This window comes from Frondihabitans cladoniiphilus (assembly GCF_039544345.1).
In the GTDB taxonomy this organism is placed as follows: Bacteria; Actinomycetota; Actinomycetes; order Actinomycetales; family Microbacteriaceae; genus Frondihabitans; species Frondihabitans cladoniiphilus.
Genome location: NZ_BAABLM010000005.1, coordinates 335239 through 352606 on the forward strand (window position 1 = coordinate 335239; position 17368 = coordinate 352606).

Annotated in this window: 19 protein-coding genes; 10 read left to right on the forward strand and 9 right to left on the reverse strand. The window is 69.9% G+C overall.

The genetic code is table 11. The features are described 5' to 3' along the window. Positions 1-30 precede the first annotated feature (30 nt). On the reverse strand, positions 31-1260 hold the full coding sequence (locus ABEA39_RS13445) for an MFS transporter (RefSeq protein ID WP_345376418.1): 1230 nt from the start codon (positions 1258-1260) through the stop codon (positions 31-33). Between the two features lie 88 nt (positions 1261-1348). On the opposite strand from ABEA39_RS13445, the gene ABEA39_RS13450 reads away from it, so the two are divergent. Further along, positions 1349-2452: an NAD(P)/FAD-dependent oxidoreductase gene (locus ABEA39_RS13450; RefSeq protein WP_345376419.1), complete on the forward strand. Its 1104-nt coding sequence runs from the start codon at positions 1349-1351 to the stop codon at positions 2450-2452. A gap of 41 nt (positions 2453-2493) precedes the next feature. On the opposite strand, the gene ABEA39_RS13455 is transcribed toward ABEA39_RS13450, so the two are convergent. Continuing rightward, positions 2494-2733 carry a hypothetical protein gene (locus ABEA39_RS13455; RefSeq protein ID WP_345376420.1) on the reverse strand — a complete coding sequence of 80 codons (240 nt, stop codon included), beginning with the start codon at positions 2731-2733 and terminating at the stop codon, positions 2494-2496. A gap of 90 nt (positions 2734-2823) precedes the next feature. Next, positions 2824-4959 carry an MMPL family transporter gene (locus tag ABEA39_RS13460; RefSeq protein WP_345376421.1) on the reverse strand — a complete coding sequence of 712 codons (2136 nt, stop codon included), beginning with the start codon at positions 4957-4959 and terminating at the stop codon, positions 2824-2826. A gap of 49 nt (positions 4960-5008) precedes the next feature. Between ABEA39_RS13460 and ABEA39_RS13465 the strand changes: the two genes are divergently transcribed. The 8 genes from ABEA39_RS13465 to ABEA39_RS13500 all read left to right on the forward strand — a co-directional run bounded on the left by ABEA39_RS13465 (position 5009) and on the right by ABEA39_RS13500 (position 9116). Then, positions 5009-5518 carry a MarR family winged helix-turn-helix transcriptional regulator gene (locus ABEA39_RS13465; protein ID WP_345376422.1) on the forward strand — a complete coding sequence of 170 codons (510 nt, stop codon included), beginning with the start codon at positions 5009-5011 and terminating at the stop codon, positions 5516-5518. 85 nt (positions 5519-5603) lie between these two features. After that, complete coding sequence (locus ABEA39_RS13470) at positions 5604-6104, forward strand: MarR family winged helix-turn-helix transcriptional regulator (protein ID WP_345376423.1); 501 nt, start codon at positions 5604-5606, stop codon at positions 6102-6104. Positions 6105-6189: 85 nt separating this feature from the next. After that, positions 6190-6633 (forward strand): MarR family winged helix-turn-helix transcriptional regulator, encoded by a 444-nt coding sequence (locus ABEA39_RS13475; RefSeq protein ID WP_345376424.1) that lies wholly within the window; start codon positions 6190-6192, stop codon positions 6631-6633. 62 nt (positions 6634-6695) lie between these two features. After that, positions 6696-7136, forward strand: a complete 441-nt coding sequence (locus ABEA39_RS13480; RefSeq protein WP_345376425.1) for an OsmC family peroxiredoxin — start codon at positions 6696-6698, stop codon at positions 7134-7136. Positions 7137-7375: 239 nt separating this feature from the next. Then, positions 7376-7981: a TetR/AcrR family transcriptional regulator gene (locus ABEA39_RS13485; protein WP_345376426.1), complete on the forward strand. Its 606-nt coding sequence runs from the start codon at positions 7376-7378 to the stop codon at positions 7979-7981. A gap of 58 nt (positions 7982-8039) precedes the next feature. Next, on the forward strand, positions 8040-8306 hold the full coding sequence (locus tag ABEA39_RS13490; protein WP_345376427.1) for a hypothetical protein: 267 nt from the start codon (positions 8040-8042) through the stop codon (positions 8304-8306). A gap of 176 nt (positions 8307-8482) precedes the next feature. Next, positions 8483-8773: a methyltransferase domain-containing protein gene (locus ABEA39_RS13495; protein ID WP_345376428.1), complete on the forward strand. Its 291-nt coding sequence runs from the start codon at positions 8483-8485 to the stop codon at positions 8771-8773. A gap of 1 nt (position 8774) precedes the next feature. Next, positions 8775-9116 carry a class I SAM-dependent methyltransferase gene (locus tag ABEA39_RS13500; protein WP_345376429.1) on the forward strand — a complete coding sequence of 114 codons (342 nt, stop codon included), beginning with the start codon at positions 8775-8777 and terminating at the stop codon, positions 9114-9116. A gap of 260 nt (positions 9117-9376) precedes the next feature. Here ABEA39_RS13500 and ABEA39_RS13505 read toward each other — a convergent pair whose 3' ends face one another. The 6 genes from ABEA39_RS13505 to ABEA39_RS13530 all read right to left on the reverse strand — a co-directional run bounded on the left by ABEA39_RS13505 (position 9377) and on the right by ABEA39_RS13530 (position 15794). After that, complete coding sequence (locus ABEA39_RS13505) at positions 9377-10063, reverse strand: isochorismatase family protein (protein ID WP_345376430.1); 687 nt, start codon at positions 10061-10063, stop codon at positions 9377-9379. 109 nt (positions 10064-10172) lie between these two features. Continuing rightward, positions 10173-11705 (reverse strand): ABC transporter substrate-binding protein, encoded by a 1533-nt coding sequence (locus ABEA39_RS13510; protein ID WP_345376431.1) that lies wholly within the window; start codon positions 11703-11705, stop codon positions 10173-10175. A 114-nt stretch (positions 11706-11819) separates the two neighbouring features. Further along, positions 11820-12827 (reverse strand): ABC transporter ATP-binding protein, encoded by a 1008-nt coding sequence (locus ABEA39_RS13515; protein WP_345376432.1) that lies wholly within the window; start codon positions 12825-12827, stop codon positions 11820-11822. Then, positions 12824-13984 carry an ABC transporter ATP-binding protein gene (locus ABEA39_RS13520; protein WP_345376433.1) on the reverse strand — a complete coding sequence of 387 codons (1161 nt, stop codon included), beginning with the start codon at positions 13982-13984 and terminating at the stop codon, positions 12824-12826. The genes ABEA39_RS13515 and ABEA39_RS13520 overlap by 4 nt, the downstream gene beginning before the upstream one ends. Beyond that, entirely contained in the window at positions 13984-14880 is an 897-nt protein-coding gene (locus ABEA39_RS13525) for an ABC transporter permease (protein WP_345376434.1), read from the reverse strand. Before ABEA39_RS13525 ends, ABEA39_RS13520 begins: the two co-directional genes overlap by 1 nt. Beyond that, on the reverse strand, positions 14877-15794 hold the full coding sequence (locus tag ABEA39_RS13530) for an ABC transporter permease (RefSeq protein ID WP_345376435.1): 918 nt from the start codon (positions 15792-15794) through the stop codon (positions 14877-14879). The genes ABEA39_RS13525 and ABEA39_RS13530 overlap by 4 nt, the downstream gene beginning before the upstream one ends. A gap of 494 nt (positions 15795-16288) precedes the next feature. Between ABEA39_RS13530 and ABEA39_RS13535 the strand changes: the two genes are divergently transcribed. Beyond that, positions 16289-17254, forward strand: a complete 966-nt coding sequence (locus ABEA39_RS13535) for a VOC family protein (protein WP_345376436.1) — start codon at positions 16289-16291, stop codon at positions 17252-17254. Positions 17255-17368 lie beyond the last annotated feature (114 nt).

The following is a 17368-nucleotide window of genomic DNA, read 5'->3' on the forward strand; positions in this document are numbered from 1 at the left end:
GGGGAGAAGGGAGGGAGGAGGGGGAGAAAGTCAGTCGGTCGGGGGCGCATCAGGGCGAGGACGACGGGGGATCCACTTCGCCAGGGTCGCCGCCGCCGCGAACCCGACGAAGCCCGAGACGACGATGCCGACGGCGAGCCCGGCGAACCCGGTCACGATCGACAGGATCAACGGCCCGATCGCACTGCCGCCGTCGGCCAGCTCGCGCCAGAGCCCCAAGAACGTGGGTCGCCCCACGGCCGGCGACGCGTCCGAGCCGAGCGTGTTCACGATGCCCGACCCGATGCCGTTGCCGAAGCCCATCAGGACCGACACGAGGGTCAGCGTCACGGCCGCGTGCGTCAGCGGCATGAGCAGGAACGAGATGCCCATGATGATCGTGCAGGGAATGGCGATCCACTTGCGGCCGTACTTGTCCATCACGTACCCGGCCGGATAGAAGATGGCCGCGTCGACCACCCCCGCGATGCCGTAGACGATCGAGGTCTGACCGGCGTCGAGGCCGATGTGGGTCGCCCAGAGAGGCACGACCACCTGGCGAGTCGACCGGATGGCCGAGAGCAGCAGGATGCCCGTTCCGAGCATCGCGAAGGTGCGCCAGTGCGTCTTCAGCATGCCGAGCGTCGTCGCTCGGGCCGGAGCCGGTCCGCCCGCCGCGGCCGCGCGTCCCGCCTCGGTCTCCTCCTCGGACAGGTCCGGCACCGTGTAGGCGATCGCTCCCGCTGCCAGGATCGCCACGAGCCCGATCAGGTACGCGCCGGAGAGACCGATCGTGCCGAGAGCCGCCGCACCGATGAACGGGCCGACGAAGACGCCGATGCGCTGGGCGCCGCCGAGGGTCGAGAGTGCTCGGGCCCGCATGGACTCCGGCACCATCTCCGTCATGTACGACTGACGCGCGAGGAGGAACACGGAACTCGCGGCGCCGATCAGGAGGATGCCGAGGGCGAAGACCAGCAGGTCGGCGTTCAGCAGGCAAAGGATGAGGCCGACGGCGCTGAGCCCGGCCGCGCCGACCATCGAGCGGCGCTCGCCGATCCGGGTCGTGATGACGCCCGCCGGGATGTTGGTGAGGAGCGATCCGAGACCCATGATCGCCACGACGAGGGAGGCGACGGCCTCGGTGGCGCCCCGGTCGATGGCGCTGATCGCGACGACCGGGAGGATCGCGCCCTGCGAGAAGCCGAAGAGGACGGACGGACCGAATCCGGCTACGGCGATGCTCCGGAGTCGGAAATCGCTGTCGGCCGGAGAACTCATCGATCCCACCCTAGACCCGAGTATCTCGACGTCGAGACACTTTTCCCGACGCCGGCCTTCGCCGACGGGTGCTGGCTACGCTCGAACCATGGTTCGCGATCCCCTCTCCGTCGTCGTCATCGGTTCCGGAGTGGCAGGAGCGTCCACCGCCTTCGACCTGGCCCGAGGGGGTGCCCGCGTGACCGTCGTCGACGCCGACCTCGTCGGGACGGCCACGAACGCCGGAGCGGGCATCATCCAGCCCTGGTCGGGCACGACGACGGGGGCCTTCTACGACCTCTACGCGCAGGGCGCCCGGTACTACCCGGACCTCGTCCGAGCGCTGGCCGACCTGGGCGAGCACGAGACCGGCTACGGCCGCCCCGGCGCCCTGGTCGTGAACGCCGATCCCGCGAAGCTCGACGCCGTGGCCGCGCGCCTGGCGGAGCGGATCGGTTCGGCTCCCGAGATGGGTGACGTGAGTCGCCTGACGGCGGTCGAGACGAGGATGCACTTCCCGCCGCTCGCCGAGGGGCTCCCCGGCATCCACCTCACGGGCGGGGCGCGGGTCGACGGGAGGCTCCTTCGACGCGCCCTGCTCGCGGCAGCCCGCAGGCTCGGGGCCGAGGTGGTCGAGGGGCGGGCCCGTCTCGAGGAGCGCGGGACGGGCATCCTCGTCACCGTGGGCGACAGCCCTCTCGCGGTCGACGCCGTCGTGCTCGCCACCGGCGCCTGGACCCCGGCCCTGCTCGCGGGCCTCGGCCGACCGCTGGCCCTGGAGCCGCAGCGTGGCCAGATCACGCACCTGCGCCTCGACGGCGTCGACACCTCCGGCTGGCCGTCGGTGCACCCGATCGCGGGCAACTACCTCGTCGCGTTCGACGATTCGCGGGTGGTGGCCGGGGCGACGCGCGAGACCGGCAGCGGCTTCGATCCGCGGGTCACGGCCGGGGGCCAGAGGCAGGTGCTCGAGGATGCACTGGCCCTCGCACCGGGCCTCGCCGACGCCACCCTGCTCGAGACGCGCGTCGGTCTGCGCCCCGCGGCCGGGCGCGAACTCCCGTTCGTCGGAGCCCTGCCCGGAGGGGACGGGGTGTGGGTGAACGCGGGGTTCGGGGCGGCGGGCCTGACCATGGGGCCGGTCGTCGGGCGGCTGCTCGCTCGGCGGATCCTCGGAGAGGCCGTGCCGGAGCTGGAGCCGCTCGCGCTCTGACGCCCGGACGGACTCGGTTCAGGCCGCGAGCAGCTCGACCTTCAGGCCGCGAGCAGCTCGACCTTCCACGGGCCGAGCTCGCCCCGCCAGGTCCGCGGGGAGCTGGGTCGGTGCTCGTCGAGACCGAGGGCCTCGCCCCACCGCTCGACCGGCTCGGAGGGGCCGGTGCCCTCGACGTGGATGTGGCCGTTGACGGTCAGGACCATCCAGGCCAGAGGAGGGAGGGCGCGATCGCGTCCGAACCCGTCGATGGTGTCGAGGACCTGCTCGTCGATCTCCATGGCCGTACCGCCTTCATTGGTGGTTACCCCGGTTGTTCCCTGATTCGTGGAATCTACACGGCCTTGTGGTACCAGGTCCAGCAATGTTTCTCACTGCGCGAGAGAGCGCCTCGACGGCCACCAGAAGCGGTCGCCGGTCAGGAACACCAGAGCGGGGACGACCAGGGTGCGCACGACGAGAGTGTCGATGAGCACCCCGAGGCAGACGATGATGCCGACCTGCGTCAGAGCGACGACCGGCAGGACGCCCAGGACGGCGAAGACCGCCGCGAGCAGGATGCCCGCACTCGTGATCACGGCCCCGGTGGATCCGAGAGCCCGCACCATTCCCTCGCGAGTCCCGTGCGCCTGACGCTCTTCTCGGGCCCGGGTGGTGAGGAAGATGTTGTAGTCGACTCCCAGCGCCACCAGGAAGAGGAAGGCGTACAGCGTCACGCTCGTGTCGAGGGCCGGGAACCCCAGGAGGTGGGTGAAGGCCCAGGTCGAGGCGCCGAGGCTCGCGAAGAAGGTGGCGAGGACGCTCGCGATGAGGAGGACGGGCGCGACGAGCGAGCGGAGGAGCAGCCCCAGCACGACGAACACGATCGCGAGGATGATCGGCGCCACGAGCCCGAGGTCGTGGGCGGCCGCCTGCTTGGTGTCGAGGGCGGTGGCGTCCGAACCGCCCACGAGCGACTCCGCCACGGTGCCGCCCGCGTCGGCGAACTCGGAACGGAGCCGTTCGACCGTCGCGAAGGCGGCGTCGCTCTGGGGTTCGGCCGTCAGGGTCAGGTCGATCCGGGTCAGGCCTGCATGCTTTTCGGTGATCGACGCGGTCTCGACGCCCGCGGTCGCCGTGGCTTCGGCCACGGCCCGGTCGGCAGCGGCATCGGGCGTGAGCACGGTGGTGCGGCTCGTGAGGCCCGCGGAGAACGACCGGTCGATGACGTTCTGGGCCACGACGCTGTCGGGGGTCCCGAGGAGCTGCGCCGTCTGCGAGAGCCCGACGGAATACCCGCCGAGCCCGAGTGCCAGGATGCCGAGGCCCACGACGGAGGCGACGGTCACCCGGCCGGGGCGGCGGGCCACGCGGCGGCCGAGGCGGGCCCAGAAGCCGTCGCGGTCGTGGTCGACGACGGTGTGGTCGCGCGCGGGATCGGCGGGCGCCTCGGTGTGCGTGGCGGCCGCCTCATCGGAGGCCGCCACTCGCGGCACGAACGGCCAGAAGAGGCGACGGCCGCACACGGCGAGAGCCGAGGGCAGGGCGATCACGGCGAACAGCACGGCGATCACGACGCCGATGGCGCAGGCGAAGCCGAGGGCCCGGTTGCTCGACAGCGAGGCCAGCAGGAGGGTGAGCAGGCTGAGAGCGACGGTGCCGCCGCTCGCCGCGATGGCCGGCCCGGCACTGGTGACGGCGGTGCGCATGGCGCGGAACCGGTCGTCGGTGCGCGTGAGCTCCTCGCGGTAGCGGGCGACGAGGAGCAGGGCGTAGTTCGTGCCCGCGCCGAAGACCAGGACCGACAGGATGCCCGAGATCGAGGCGTCGACCGTGATGCCGACGGCGTCGGCCAGCGCGGTGACGACGAAGCGCGAGAGGCCGTCCGCCACCCCGACGACGGCGAGGGGCACGATCCAGAGCACGGGGCTGCGGTAGGTGATGATCAGCAGCGCGGCCACGACGATGACAGTGACCAGCAGGAGGCGGAAGTCGGCACCCGCGAAGGCGTTCGACACATCGGCCTGGAATCCCACCGGGCCGGTCAGCAGGGCGTGCAGGTCGCTCGGCAGGCCCTCGGATGCAGCACCGCGGAGCCCCTTAGCCGCAGCCTCCGTGTCGGCCGACACGGTCGCGCTGGCCAGGGGTACCGCGACCAGCGCGGCGGTGCCGTCGTCGCTCACCTGCGGCTTCACGGCCTGCGGCGTCGTGGAGAGTTTCGCCAGTGCCGTTGCCCGCGTGGCGATCGCGGACGTGTCGGCCGCGTCGAGGCGAGCGCCGTCGTTCCGTTCGAAGACGAGGATGCCCACGGTCGTCTGCGAGGAGGGGAACTTCTCGAGAAGGGTCGTCACCTGCGCCGACTGCGCGCTCGACGGAAGGGTCGAGGTGGGGAACGCCGAGCTGCCGCCCTTGGGAAGGAGCGCGAAGAGGAGGACGACGACGGCTGCGGTGATGCCGAGCACGAACCAGGAAGTGCGGCGTGAGCTCACGAGGCGGGCGAGGGTGCGGATGATTGTTCCCTTAGTCACTGGATGTCTTAGCTACTAAGGTTTATAGCAATCGGGTAGATTGCGCAACATGACCGACGACCCCGACCGCGCTCGCCTCCGGGCGCTCGCCGTCGAGGACATCCAGCGGCTGATCACCGAGGGGCGACGCATCACCCAGTACTTCTCGGCCCGGCAGGGGCTGAGCCAGACCGACCTCGACGCGCTCCTCCACGTCCTGCACGAGGAGAACGCCGGGTCGCCGACGAGCGCCGGACGCATCGCCGAGCGCCTCGGCCTCACGTCCGGTGCCGCGACGGGTGTCATCGATCGGCTGGAGCGGCAAGGGCACGTGGTTCGCAAGCGCGACGAGCAGGACCGCCGAATGGTGCGCGTGCACTACGGCGATCAGGGCATGGCCGTCGCGCGGCAGTTCTTCACCCCCTTGGCGCGCATGAGCGATGCGGTCTTCGACGACCTCGACGAGGACGAGCTCGTCGTGGTCGAGCGGTTCCTGGCCCGGATGTCCGACGCCATGGGGGCCTACGCCACCGAGCTGGCCGAAACCGACGACGGCTCCGGTGTCGCCCCGGGGGAGTGACGGATCGGCATCCAGCAGCGCCTCCGGACGCCGGGCTACGCTCGCCTCATGAGCCCGAGTCCCCTCTCATGAAGAGCAGCCGCCTGTGAACGACAACGACGAGGTCGACCTGCTCATCGATGCCTGGGCCGGGCAACTGCCCGAGATCGACTTCACGCCCCTCGACGTCATGTCGCGATTGCGACGGGTGTCGCATCGATTGACGGGGATCCGACGTGCGGCGTTCGGCACGGCCGACCTCGCCATCTGGGAGTTCGACGTCCTGGCCGCCCTCCGCCGAGCCGGCGAGCCGTTCGAGATGAGCCCGGCACAGTTGTTGACTGTGACCATGGTCACGAGCGGCACCCTGACTCAGCGCGTCGACCATCTGGAGGAACGCGGCCTCGTCGGGCGGCGGAAGAACCCCGAAGACGGCCGCAGTGTGCTCGTCCAGATGACTCCGCTCGGCCGGGAGCGCGTCGATCGGGCCATGATCGCGCTGGTCGAATCCGAGGAGCGCGCCCTCGAGCCCCTCTCTCGCTCCGACCGCGCTCAGCTCGTCGAGCTGCTCCGTGCCCTCGGCGAGGCCGGCGGACCGCCCGCCTGACGGTCGCCCTCGACTTCGCTCTGATATTCGCTGTCACTTAAATTGAGCACAACCTAGTTGCGCGCAATGTGATACTGTCGACGGCATGGACCAGCAGCCGAGCCTCGACGAGCAGATCTGCTTCGCGCTCTACAGCGCGTCGCGGGCGCTCACGACCCGGTACCGCGACCTCCTCGTGCCGCTCGGCCTGACCTACCCGCAGTACCTCGTGTTCCTCGTCCTCTGGCAGTCGGGCCCGCTCACCGTCTCGCAGCTCGGCGAACGCCTGCATCTCGACTCCGGCACGCTGTCGCCGCTCCTTCGGCGTTTGGAGAAGGCCGGTCACATCGTCAAGACCCGGGTCGCCACCGACGAGCGTTCCGTGCTCGTGTCCCTGACCGAGACCGGCGCCGCGCTCCACGAGCAGGCTCAGGGCATCCCCGCCGAGATCTGTGCGGCCACGGGGCTCGACCTGCCGGCCCTCCAAGCGCTCACAGCCCAGCTCAACGGTGTCGGCGACCATGTGCGCCAAGGGCTCCGGTCCGCCTGAGCCGGGCCCGTGCATCCCCCGTTTCCCTCCCGATCCACCACCCCCTGAAGAAAGAAGCACTCATGCCCACCCGCACCGCACGCACCGCCTGGAACGGAAGCCTCGAGAAGGGCGAAGGCCAGGTCGAGCTCTCGAGCTCGAAGATCGGCACCTACGACGTCTCGTTCCCGAAGCGCGCCGCCGACGACGCCAACGGCTTCACCAGCCCCGAAGAGCTGCTCGCCGCGGCCCACTCGGCCTGCTACGCCATGCAGTTCTCTGCCGTCCTCGGTGCAGCGGGCGGCACGGTCGAGGCGCTCGACGTCAAGGCCGACGTCACCCTCGGCCCGGACAACGCCGGCGGCTTCGAGCTCAAGAACATCCACCTCACGGTGCGGGGCGAGGTCACCGGCATCGACGCCGACGCGTTCCTCCAGGCGGCGAACGACGCCAAGGTCGGCTGCCCCGTGTCGAAGGCCCTGACGGGAGTCGAGATCACGCTCGACGCCCAGCTCGAGGCCTGATCCGTCCGGTTCCCTTGCGAAGCGCCTCTTCCTCTCCCTTCGGAGAGGGGGAGGCGCTTTGGCATTGTGCGGCAGGTCGATGCAGCGAGTACCCAGGCGGGAGGCCGGGAATAGCGTTTCGTGGCTAGGACGGCATCAACCGATGCCTTTCTCGGACGAGACGGTCGAGCATCCCTCGTCTCGGCATAAGGTCGTACCCACGCCGTCTCACCCACCTCACCACTGATCGAACGAGCCCCATGCCCCTCGCCTCCGCTGTTCTCACCGGCGATCGACGACGGCGGTCGCTCGTGAAGTGCGCGGACGAGCTCTTCAACGCCCACGGCATCACGCCGACGTCGTTGGACTCGATCGCTTCCTCCGCCGGCTTCTCGCGGGGGGATCTCGACGCGGCCTTCGTCGACAAGGACGCCCTCGTCGAGGCGGTGCTCGACGCCCGTCACGCCGATTGGCGCGCCAACATCGCCAAGGGCATGGAGGCCTTTCCCGACCCTCGCGACAAGATCCTGTCGATCTTCGGCTACCTCGAGGGCTGGTTCGCCGAAGAGACGTTCCAGGGCTGTGTCTTCGTCAACGCCTACGCGGAACTCGGGCGCGACGTGCCCTGGGTGGCGGTGATGGTGTTGCGTCACAAGACGGTGTTCAGCGACCTCGTCGAGGCGCTGGCCGTCGAGGCCGGGTTGCCCGTCATCGCCGGCACGAGCATCGCCCTGCTCGCGGAGGGTGCCCAGGTCACGGCTGCGTTCACGCACACGGTGGCCCCCGCTCGCGAGGCCCGGACCGCGGCCGCCATGATCATCGCGCTATACCAGGTGCCGACGACGGGCTCGCTCTCGTTCTTCTGAGTGCCACTGCTCGCCTCGTGACTAGTGTCGGGGCTTCGCCACGAGAACGGGGATGCACATGACCGACCTTCCGGGAACACCCGCGCCGACCGATCCCGACGCTTCCGGGCCCGCCGCTTCCGGGCCCGCCGCTTCCGGGCCCGCCGCCGACATCACCGAGCCTCTGGGCGGTGCGCTGTCCGGTGAGCGGGACTACGTCGCCGCCAACGACGCCGGCGTCACGGCCGAGCGCCACGTGCCGAAGGGCGACGAAGAGATCGGCAAGGGCTCCTCCTACGACCCCGCCGACGAGCGCTACCCGGACGAGGAGCGCGGCGACTCCTGAGACGGCTGCTCGCCTGGTTGTCCTGAACCGAGTGGGCGCAATCGGCCGACTCGCGTCGCCCGCCCGGCCGTTTGCGCCCATTCGGTACACCGCGCGGCCGAATGGGCGAAAACGCGGCCTCGGGCTGCTCGCTTACCCCCGATTTCGCCCCTTCGACGGGCCGGTAGCCTGGCCGCATGAAACGGATCGCGGCCGCCTACGACACGGTGGCCTCGACCTACGCGCGCGTCCTGCCAGACGTCACGTTCGAAGCACCGCTCGACCTCGCCATGATCGCGGAGTTCGCGCGCGAAGCCCGATCTCGAAGCGCCCACGGCGCCCGGGTGCTGGACGCCGGGTGCGGTGCCGGCCGGATGATCGCGCATCTCGAGCACCTGGGGATCGCCGAAGTCGAAGGGGCGGACGTCTCGGCCGGCATGGTCGCCGAGGCGCGGCACGTGCATCCCACGATTCCGCGCCGTCGCTGACTTGATCGAGCTTCCGTACGACGATGCGCGGTTCGACGGTGTCCTCGCCTGGTATTCGATCATCCACACGCCGCCGGCCGAGCTCGGCCCGGTGTTGCGGGAACTGCGTCGCGTGACGAAGCCTGGTGGGATCGCGCTCCTCGGCTTTCAATCCGGGGAGGGCACTCGCACGATGGCGTGCGCGTACGGGCACGACGTGGAGATGATCGCGCACCTGCACAGAGTCGACGACCTGGCGGTTGCTCTCGAGGCCGTCGGGTTCGAGGTGAAGGCCCGTCTGGAGCGAGCACCTCGCGTCTCGGAGCGGCACCCGCAGGGGTTCGTCCTCGCCGCGGCTGCCTGACCCCCCGACGGTCGCTGGGTAGCGCCGGATCCCCTGAGGGGGCGCAATCGGCCGCCCCGCAGTGGATGCCCGGCCGTTTCCGCCCACTCGGCGGCCGAATGTACGAAATGCGGGCCGGAGACGCATGCTCCGCCCCGATTTCGTACAGTCGGCGACCGGAGCAGCGAGGGTGCGGCTACGGCGGCGACACCGCACGACCTACGGCGGCGACACCGCACGACCTACGGCGGCGGCACCGCACGACACAGTGCCGTCCCGCCCTACCGCGGCAGCGAACCCAGGTACTCCACCACCGTGGCGACGTCGGTCACGTCGGCGTACTTCATGTGCAGGTCGAACAGCGAGGTGGCGTGCTGGAACGGGCTCCAGTCGGCCGTCGCGTCGTGGGGAAGCACGACGTTGAAGTTGTTCATGTAGCCGTCGAGGGCGGTCGCGCGCACGCAGCCGCTCGTCACCATGCCGGTGACGATGAGCGTGTCGATGCGGTGGAACGTCAGGAACTCGAGCAGCGGCGTCGCGTGGAACCCGCTCGGCTTGGTCTTCATCAGCTGCAGCTCGTCGGGCCGTGCTTCGAACGCGTCGGCCACCTCGCTGCCGTCGGGCAGCGACGGGTCGGTGAGGGGAGCCGCGCCGTCGATCTCGTAGCGTCGCGGGCCGACGATGCCGGCGACGGTCGTCTCCTGCATGATCTGGCGGGTGTAGACGATGGGCACGCCGGCGGCACGAGCGGCGGCGAGCAGCGGGAGGGTCGCGGCGACGGCCGGCCCACCGGCCTCGGAGTCTCCGGTCGGATAGGCGCTGTCGACGAACTCGCGCGACATGTCGACGACGATGATCGCGGGGCTGGAGCCGACGGCGAGCGGTCGCACGACGGGTCCCTGGCGCCGTTCGTGCAGGGCGATCTCGTCGGCGGGGACGACGCCCTCCCAGGGGAACACGGTGGTCATGGCATGCCTTTCGAGGAGCAGGAGCAGGAGCAGGAGCAGGAGAACACAGACGGGGGATGCACGGGGCCCGGCCCGAGAATCGGACCGGGCCCCGTAGGCGGTGCGGTGGCTACTTCGCCGTGAGGTCGGCGGGCAAGATGTACCCGTCCGACCGGGCGTTCACGCCGACGCCCGAGGTGCTGGCGTAGGAGTACTTGTTGACGAACAGCGGCGCGTAGAGCGCGTCGGTGTTGGACGCCTCCCACACCTTGCCGATGGTGGCCGTGCGTGCGGTCGGGTCGGCCTCGGCCTGCGACTGGGTGATGAGCGCGTCGATGGCGGGGACGTCCTGGTAGCCCTTGCTGGTGGGGCCGTAGAGGAGGCCGAGCACGAGCTGCGAGTCGAGCGTCGACGGCTTGAAGCCGAAGAGGTAGATGCCGTTCATCGACTTGGCGAGCCAGTCGTTGGTCAGCGTCGCGTTGTCGGTGCCCTTCATCGTCACCGTGATGCCCGCGGCCTTGAGGTAGCCCTGGATGGCCTGGGCGACCTGCGACGACTGGGGGATCCAGCCGTCGGTCGGGTACTCGAACTCGATCGGCGTGCCGGTGTAGCCGGACGCCTTCACCAGGGCCTTGGCCTTCGAGAGGCTGTAGTCGGTCGGCTTCACGCTCTTGTCGTAGCCGGCGGTGACCGGGGCGACGAGCTGGCCGATCGGGTCGGCGTTGCCGTTGAGCAGCGTCTTGGCGATGGCGCCGCGGTCGATCGCGTAGCTGATCGCCTGGCGCAGCTCGGTGCTCTGGAGGCCCGATGCCGACGTGTTGTAACCGAGGTAGGCGACGCCGTTGCCGGAGGTCGAGTTCACGGTCAGACCGGCTCCGGTCGCCGTCGAGACCTGCGTCGGGGCGACGAGCGCGGCGTTGATCTCACCGGTCTGGAGGCCGTTGAGCGTGGCGGTCGCATCGGCGACGTACTCGATGGTGGCCTTCGAGTACGCGGGCTTCTTGCCCCAGTAGTACTTGTTCGTGGTCAGGGCCACCGAGCTCTGCGTCGACGAGGCGACCGCGTACGGGCCGGAGCCGAGGGGCGTCTTGGCGTAGCCCGCGGGGTCCTTCGTGTAGGCCGCCTGCGACACGATCGAGATCAGCGTGGTCGTGCGGGGCCACGACGCGACCGGCTTGGCGAGGGTGAAGGTCACCTGGTCGGTGCCGGTCTTCGCGACGCTCGTCATGCTGCCGAGGTAGCTCTTGTTGAGCGCGTCGGCCCGCGACTGCGTCGACTGGTAGGTGTAGACGACGTCGTCGGCCGTGACCGGGGTGCCGTCGCTGAACTTGGCGCCGGGGCGGATCGTGTAGACCCACGAGGTCGAGTCGGCGTTGGCCTTCCACGAGGTCGCGAGGTCGGCCACGAGCTTGCCGGAGGCGTCGGTCGTGGTCAGCGAGTCGAAGACCGACTTGTTGATCGTGAGCACCTGGTTGAGGATCGGGTCGAGCGTGGTGATCTGATCGGGGATCGCGACCGTGACGCTCTTCGACGACGTGCCGGAGGCCGAGGCGGACGACGACGACGAGGAGGACGAACCGGACGACGAGCACCCGGTCAGCGCGAGGGCGGCGACGGTCGTCAGTCCGGCGATCGTCAGCCCGAGGCGGAAACGCTGTCTCATGGGAGAACCTTTCTGTGGTCCGGCCAGGGGGAGGGCGCGGACGGGGGAGGTGAAGGCGGGAAGGGGAGGGGCTGTGCGGGTGGTGCGAAGAGGACTGTGGGGAGGAGCCGGCGGTCAGGACGCCCGGACGAAGAGGTCCTCGGGGGCGAACAGGCAGGCCGCCGCCCGCTCGGAGTTGCTCGGGCGAGGCGTCTCGACGGAGCAGACGTCGCGCGCCACGGGGCAGCGCGTGTGGAACGGGCATCCCGCGGGCGGATTCGCCGGGCTGGGGAGGTCGCCGGTGAGGAGTGTGCGCGACCGCTCGGCCCGACCACGGGGTTCCGGCAGCGGGATCGCCGAGAGCAGTGCCTTCGTGTACGGGTGCTCGGGCGAGTCGAAGACCTGCTCGCGGCTGCCGATCTCGACGAGCCGGCCGAGGTACATGACGGCGACGCGGTGCGAGACGTGACGGACGACGGAGAGGTCGTGGGCGATGAAGAGGTAGGCGAGGCCGAGCTCGCGCTGGAGCTCGGCGAGGAGGTTGATGACCTGGGCCTGGATCGAGACGTCCAGGGCGGAGACGGGCTCGTCGAGGATCAGCAGTTCCGGCTTCAGCGCCAGGGCTCGCGCGATGCCGATGCGCTGGCGCTGGCCGCCGGAGAACTCGGACGGCTTCTTCGTCAGGGCCTCGCGGGGCAGCCCGACCTGGTCGAGCAGCTCGTGGACGCGGGCCTGGTCGTAGCGCCGGTTGATCCGGAGGGGCTCGGCGATCACGTCGTGCACGGTCATGTCGGCGTTCAGCGACGTGGAGGGGTCCTGGAAGACGACCTGCATGCGCGACCGGTACTTGCGCCGGGCCCCGTCGGAGAGGTGGACGAGTTCGTCGCCGCCGAGCTTCACGCTGCCGGCGGTCGGCTTGTGCAGCCCGAGGATGCTGCGGACGAGCGTCGACTTGCCGCAGCCCGACTCGCCGACGAGGCCCAGGGTCTCGCCGGGGCGGATCGAGAACGACACGTCGTCCACGGCCCGGATCGGTTTGCCCCGGCGTCCGGGGAAGTGCATCGAGAGATTCGAGACGTCGAGGATGCTCGGGGTCGCGTCGCCGGGCAGGGTCGCGCCGGGTGCGGGGAGAGTGGTGCTCACGGGGTGCTCCTCGAGGGGCTGAGAACGGGGTCGCCGGAGCCGGCGGTGGCGGTGGTCCGGGCATCCGCCTCGGCCAGCAGCGCCTCGGCCTCGTCGGCGAAGAGGCAGGCGGCCAGGTGGTCGGCGTCGCTGAGGCCGAAGACGGTCGGAGCGCCGAAGTGCCCGTCGTCGTCGCCGGCGGTGGACGTCGGTGCCGCGGGAGCTCCCACGACGGGGTCCGCGAGCCGCACCAGTGGCGGCACGACGGCTCCGCACTCGGGCCGGTCGCGGCCGATCGCGCAGCGGGGCTGGAAGGCGCAGCCGGACGGGCGGGTGGCGAGCGTCGGCGGTTGGCCGGGGATGGCGTAGGCCACGTCGGTGGTCGAATCCGTCCGCAGCAGGCTGCGGAGCAGGCCGATCGTGTACGGGTGCGACGCCTCGTGGAAGATCTCGTCGACGGTGCCCGTCTCGACGAGACGACCCGAGTACATGACCGCGACCCGGTCGGCGGCTTCGGCGACGAGGCCGAGGTCGTGCGTGACCAGGATCATCGACGAGCCGACCTCGGCCCGCACCTCGGACAGGACGTCCATGACCTGGGCCTGGATCGTCACGTCGAGGGCGGTGGTGGGCTCGTCGGCGATGAGCAGGGCGGGGCGGTTGGCCATCGCCATGGCGATGGTGGCGCGCTGCCGCATCCCGCCGGAGAACTGGTGCGGGTAGGCGTCGTAGCGCGCCTCCGCGTCGGGCACGCCGACCTCGCGCAACAGGTCGATCGCGCGTTCCTTGCGGGAGGCCGCCGTGCTCGCCTTGTCGTGGAGACGGATCATCTCGCCGATCTGGCGGCCGACCCGACGCACCGGATTGAGGGCCGTCATCGGGTCCTGGAAGACCATGGCGATCCGGGATCCGCGCAGTTCGCGCATCCGCTTCGGCGTCGCCTCGGCGATGTCCTCGCCGCGGTACAGGACCTGACCGGATTCGATCTTCGCGTTCGGCGGGAGGAGGCCCATGATCGCGAGGTTGAGCACGGACTTGCCCGAACCGGACTCGCCGACGATGCAGAGCACCTCGCCGGGGAAGACGTCGAAGCTCACGCCGTCGATGGCGGTCAGGACGCCGGCGGGGGTGCGGAAGGTCACGACGAGGTCGCGGACCGAGAGGAGAGGCTCGGGCATCACATGCCTCCGGAGATCGAGTTGCCGGTGGACTCGCCGGTGAAGCGCTGGCTCAGGAACTGCACGCTGCCGACGAGGAAGAAGATCGCGATGGACGGGAGGATGATCAGCCACGGGTTCGTCTGGAGGTACTGCTGGCCCTCGGAGATCATGCCGCCCCAGGTCGGGGTCGGCGCCTGGACCCCGAGGCCCAGGTAGTCGAGCGACGACGAGATGGTGATCATCGTGCCGATGTCGAACGAGGCGAGGATCGCGAGCTGGGGAGCCACCTTCGGCAGCAGGTGCTTGCGGATCACCCAGGTGGGCCGGGCGCCCTGCGTGATCGGTGAGAGGACGAAGTCGCGCTGGCGCAGGCTGAGCGTCACCGCGCGGGCCGTCCGACCGTACGCCACCCAGTAGGTGACACCGAGCACGAGGATCAGCGTCGAGGTCGAAGGGCCGACGACGGAGACGACGAGGATGAGCAGCAGCATGATCGGGATCGCGAGCTGGAGGTCGGCCACGCCCGAGACGATCGTGTCGAGCGCCTTGCCGAAGTAGCCGGACGAGAGGCCGAGGATGGCTCCGATGACCACGTTGAGGGCGACCGCGCAGACCGAGATCAGCAGGGAGACGCGCCCTGCCAGCGAGAGGCGGCTGAGGATGTCGCGGCCGAGGGTGTCGGTGCCGAGGAGGTGCGCCATGTCGGTGAACGGAGCCTGCTGCGCGATCGACAGGTTCTGTGTGAACGGGTCGTAGAGCGGTAGGAAGGGCACGACGGCGACCAGGACGATCACGAGGCCGAGCATGATCGACGACAGGACGATGCTGGGGGACCAGCCGCGACGGCGGCGGGGGAGGACCTTGCCGCTCAGTCGGACGGGCCGGGTCAGGACGAGGGGGTCGTTTATGCTCACGACAGTCTCACTCTCGGGTCGAGGACCCCGTGCAGCAGGTCGATCAACAGGTTCACGACGACGAAGATGACGGAGATGACGAGCAGGCCGGCCTGCACGACGGGGAAGTCGCGGCCGCTGACGCTGGTCAGCATCAGTTGGCCGACGCCGGGCCAGTTGAAGACGACCTCGACGACGGCCGCGCCGCCGAGGAGGGCGCCGAAGTTGAGGCCGGCGACGGCGAGGACCGGCAGGACCGCGTTGGACAGGGTGTCCGACAGGACGATCGCGATCGGCCCCTTGCCCTTGGAGCGGGCCGTGCGGACGTAGTCGGCCGAGTTCTCGCGCTGCAGCGACGAGCTGAACAGCCGGAGGTAGAGGGCGAGTTCGAACGTGCCCATCGTCACCGCGGGCAGGATCAGGGCGGTCGGCTTGAGGTTCCCCTGCGAGGGCAGGAGGTGGAGGCCGATCGAGAAGACCAGCACCAGCAGGATGCCGAAGACGAACACGGGGATCGCCTGGCGGATGGAACCGAGCCAGAGCAGCGTGGTGCGCAGCCACCGCCAGCCGGTGATCTGCACCAGCACGGCCGCGACGAACGCGGGCACGATGCCGATGAGGAAGGCGGCGACGGCCAGTTCGAACGTGGCGGGCACCCGCTGGATGACGAGGTCGAAGGCCGAGGTGTGCCGCACGAGGGAGTCGCCGAGGTTCCCCTGCACGGCGTTCACGAGGAACGAGCCGAACTGGGCGATCAGGGGCCGGTCGTAGCCGAGCTGGTGCGAGAGGGCGTCCACCTGGGCCTGGGTCGCCGACTGGGAGAGCAGGAGCCTGGTGGGATTGCCGGTCAGGCGCAGCAGGAAGAAGGACACGACCATCACACCGAACACGGTGAGCACTCCTCGGAGTACACGTTTGATGACGTAGCGGGTCATGGGGTCTCTGGGTCTTTCGTTCGTTCGGCGAAGAGGGAGTCGGCCCGGCGCCCGTTGACGAGGCCTCTTCTCCTCGTCGCCCGGCGCCGGGCACGTGTCGAGTCTCCGTGGCGTGGGTTCCGGCCGAGTTACCGTCGAAACACGTCCCGATTACGCCAGAAAAAACGGTCGTGAGGAAGCGCTCGAAACGAAGCGTCAGGGCCGGGAATCCGGGGGTCGGAGGCCTGCCGACGCGGGGTGAACGAGCGTTTACGCCGCGCGGGAAATCGGTGGGAACGAGTCGTCTGCCCCGCTTGACCGGGACCAGCCGAGTAGCGCTACAGTCGTTGCCTACCGACGACCCGTCGGTGAAGGCTCCCTTCCGCTGCGCGACTTCGACCTCTTCCGAAGCGTCCGCGCGCGACGAGCCGCGGCTCGACCGTCTCGATCGGATTCCGGTCCCGAGACGGCGTGATCCGTCCTGACACCGAGAACACCCGACCCCTGGAGACCCCATGCGTACCGGCTATCAATCCTTCGCCTACTGGATGCGTCGCAGCACCGGCATGACCGCCGCAGAGCTCACGCCCTTCTACGAGGACGTCGTCGGCCTCCCGGTCATCCGCGACCTGGATCCCGCCGTCCTGTTCTGGGCCGGCGAGGATCTCGTCTTCGAGATCAAGTGCGACGACGAGCCCGACGTGGACGCGACCGACCCGGCCACGGCCACCACGACGCCGCTGTTCCGCTCCTACGACCTGGCCGCCACCGAGGAACGTCTCGCCGCCGCCGGCTACCCGGTCGTCGGACGCGAGTCCGGAGAGCACTCCGAGACGATCTGGATCCTCGGGCCCGACCGGCTGCTGACCGGGTTCCAGTCCCGATCGGAGACGTCGCCGTGGGCCGCCGACGCCGAGGCGCTCGCCCGATGGAATCGACCCGCGGTCGCGTTCGACGGCCTGCCGGCCCTCCCGCCGGACCTGCAGTACCTGCACCGAGTCCGACGCCGCGCCGCCGACGTCGAGGCGCTCGCCGCCCACTACCGCGACGTCGTCGGGCTCGACGAGGTCGGTCGCGAGGACGGCAGCGTCCTGCTCGACCTCGGCGACACCGTGATCCTCGAGATCGCGCCCGGCGGATCGGTCGACGAGGTCCCCGAAGACCGCACGTCGCTGCCCGACGGGTTCATCCTGCGTATGCGCTACTGGGACGACTTCGTCGCCGGGCTCACCGCGTCGGGCGCCGTCTTCGCGGGGGGCACCGCCGCGTACTCGACGGGCACGATGCTCGCCTACCTGGCCGATCCGGAGGGCAACCTCGTCGGCATCGAGGAGCGCACCCAGTGGGGCGACTACCCCGAGGATCTCGAGGCCGATCGCCGCTGGCTCGAGCTCGTCGAAGCCGGAGCGCCGCAGGTGGATCCGAAGGGCGTCCAACTGCGTCCGATCCCGAACGACGCCCCTCCCGCAGACAACGCCTGACGCGCAAGTGCCCCCGACCGAGGTCGGGGGCACTCGCAATAAACACCGACGATTTGCTGATCAGAGGCTTTATTTCCTGGCGCAATTGAAAAGACATGCGAATGATGCGGCGCG

Coding starts and splice junctions, on each gene's coding strand:
- ABEA39_RS13445 (WP_345376418.1), bottom strand. CDS start 1,260: ATGAGTTCTCCGGCCGACAGCGATTTCCGACTCCGGAGCATCGCCGTA.
- ABEA39_RS13450 (WP_345376419.1), top strand. CDS start 1,349: ATGGTTCGCGATCCCCTCTCCGTCGTCGTCATCGGTTCCGGAGTGGCA.
- ABEA39_RS13455 (WP_345376420.1), bottom strand. CDS start 2,733: ATGGAGATCGACGAGCAGGTCCTCGACACCATCGACGGGTTCGGACGC.
- ABEA39_RS13465 (WP_345376422.1), top strand. CDS start 5,009: ATGACCGACGACCCCGACCGCGCTCGCCTCCGGGCGCTCGCCGTCGAG.
- ABEA39_RS13475 (WP_345376424.1), top strand. CDS start 6,190: ATGGACCAGCAGCCGAGCCTCGACGAGCAGATCTGCTTCGCGCTCTAC.
- ABEA39_RS13480 (WP_345376425.1), top strand. CDS start 6,696: ATGCCCACCCGCACCGCACGCACCGCCTGGAACGGAAGCCTCGAGAAG.
- ABEA39_RS13485 (WP_345376426.1), top strand. CDS start 7,376: ATGCCCCTCGCCTCCGCTGTTCTCACCGGCGATCGACGACGGCGGTCG.
- ABEA39_RS13490 (WP_345376427.1), top strand. CDS start 8,040: ATGACCGACCTTCCGGGAACACCCGCGCCGACCGATCCCGACGCTTCC.
- ABEA39_RS13495 (WP_345376428.1), top strand. CDS start 8,483: ATGAAACGGATCGCGGCCGCCTACGACACGGTGGCCTCGACCTACGCG.
- ABEA39_RS13505 (WP_345376430.1), bottom strand. CDS start 10,063: ATGACCACCGTGTTCCCCTGGGAGGGCGTCGTCCCCGCCGACGAGATC.
- ABEA39_RS13510 (WP_345376431.1), bottom strand. CDS start 11,705: ATGAGACAGCGTTTCCGCCTCGGGCTGACGATCGCCGGACTGACGACC.
- ABEA39_RS13520 (WP_345376433.1), bottom strand. CDS start 13,984: ATGCCCGAGCCTCTCCTCTCGGTCCGCGACCTCGTCGTGACCTTCCGC.
- ABEA39_RS13530 (WP_345376435.1), bottom strand. CDS start 15,794: ATGACCCGCTACGTCATCAAACGTGTACTCCGAGGAGTGCTCACCGTG.
- ABEA39_RS13535 (WP_345376436.1), top strand. CDS start 16,289: ATGCGTACCGGCTATCAATCCTTCGCCTACTGGATGCGTCGCAGCACC.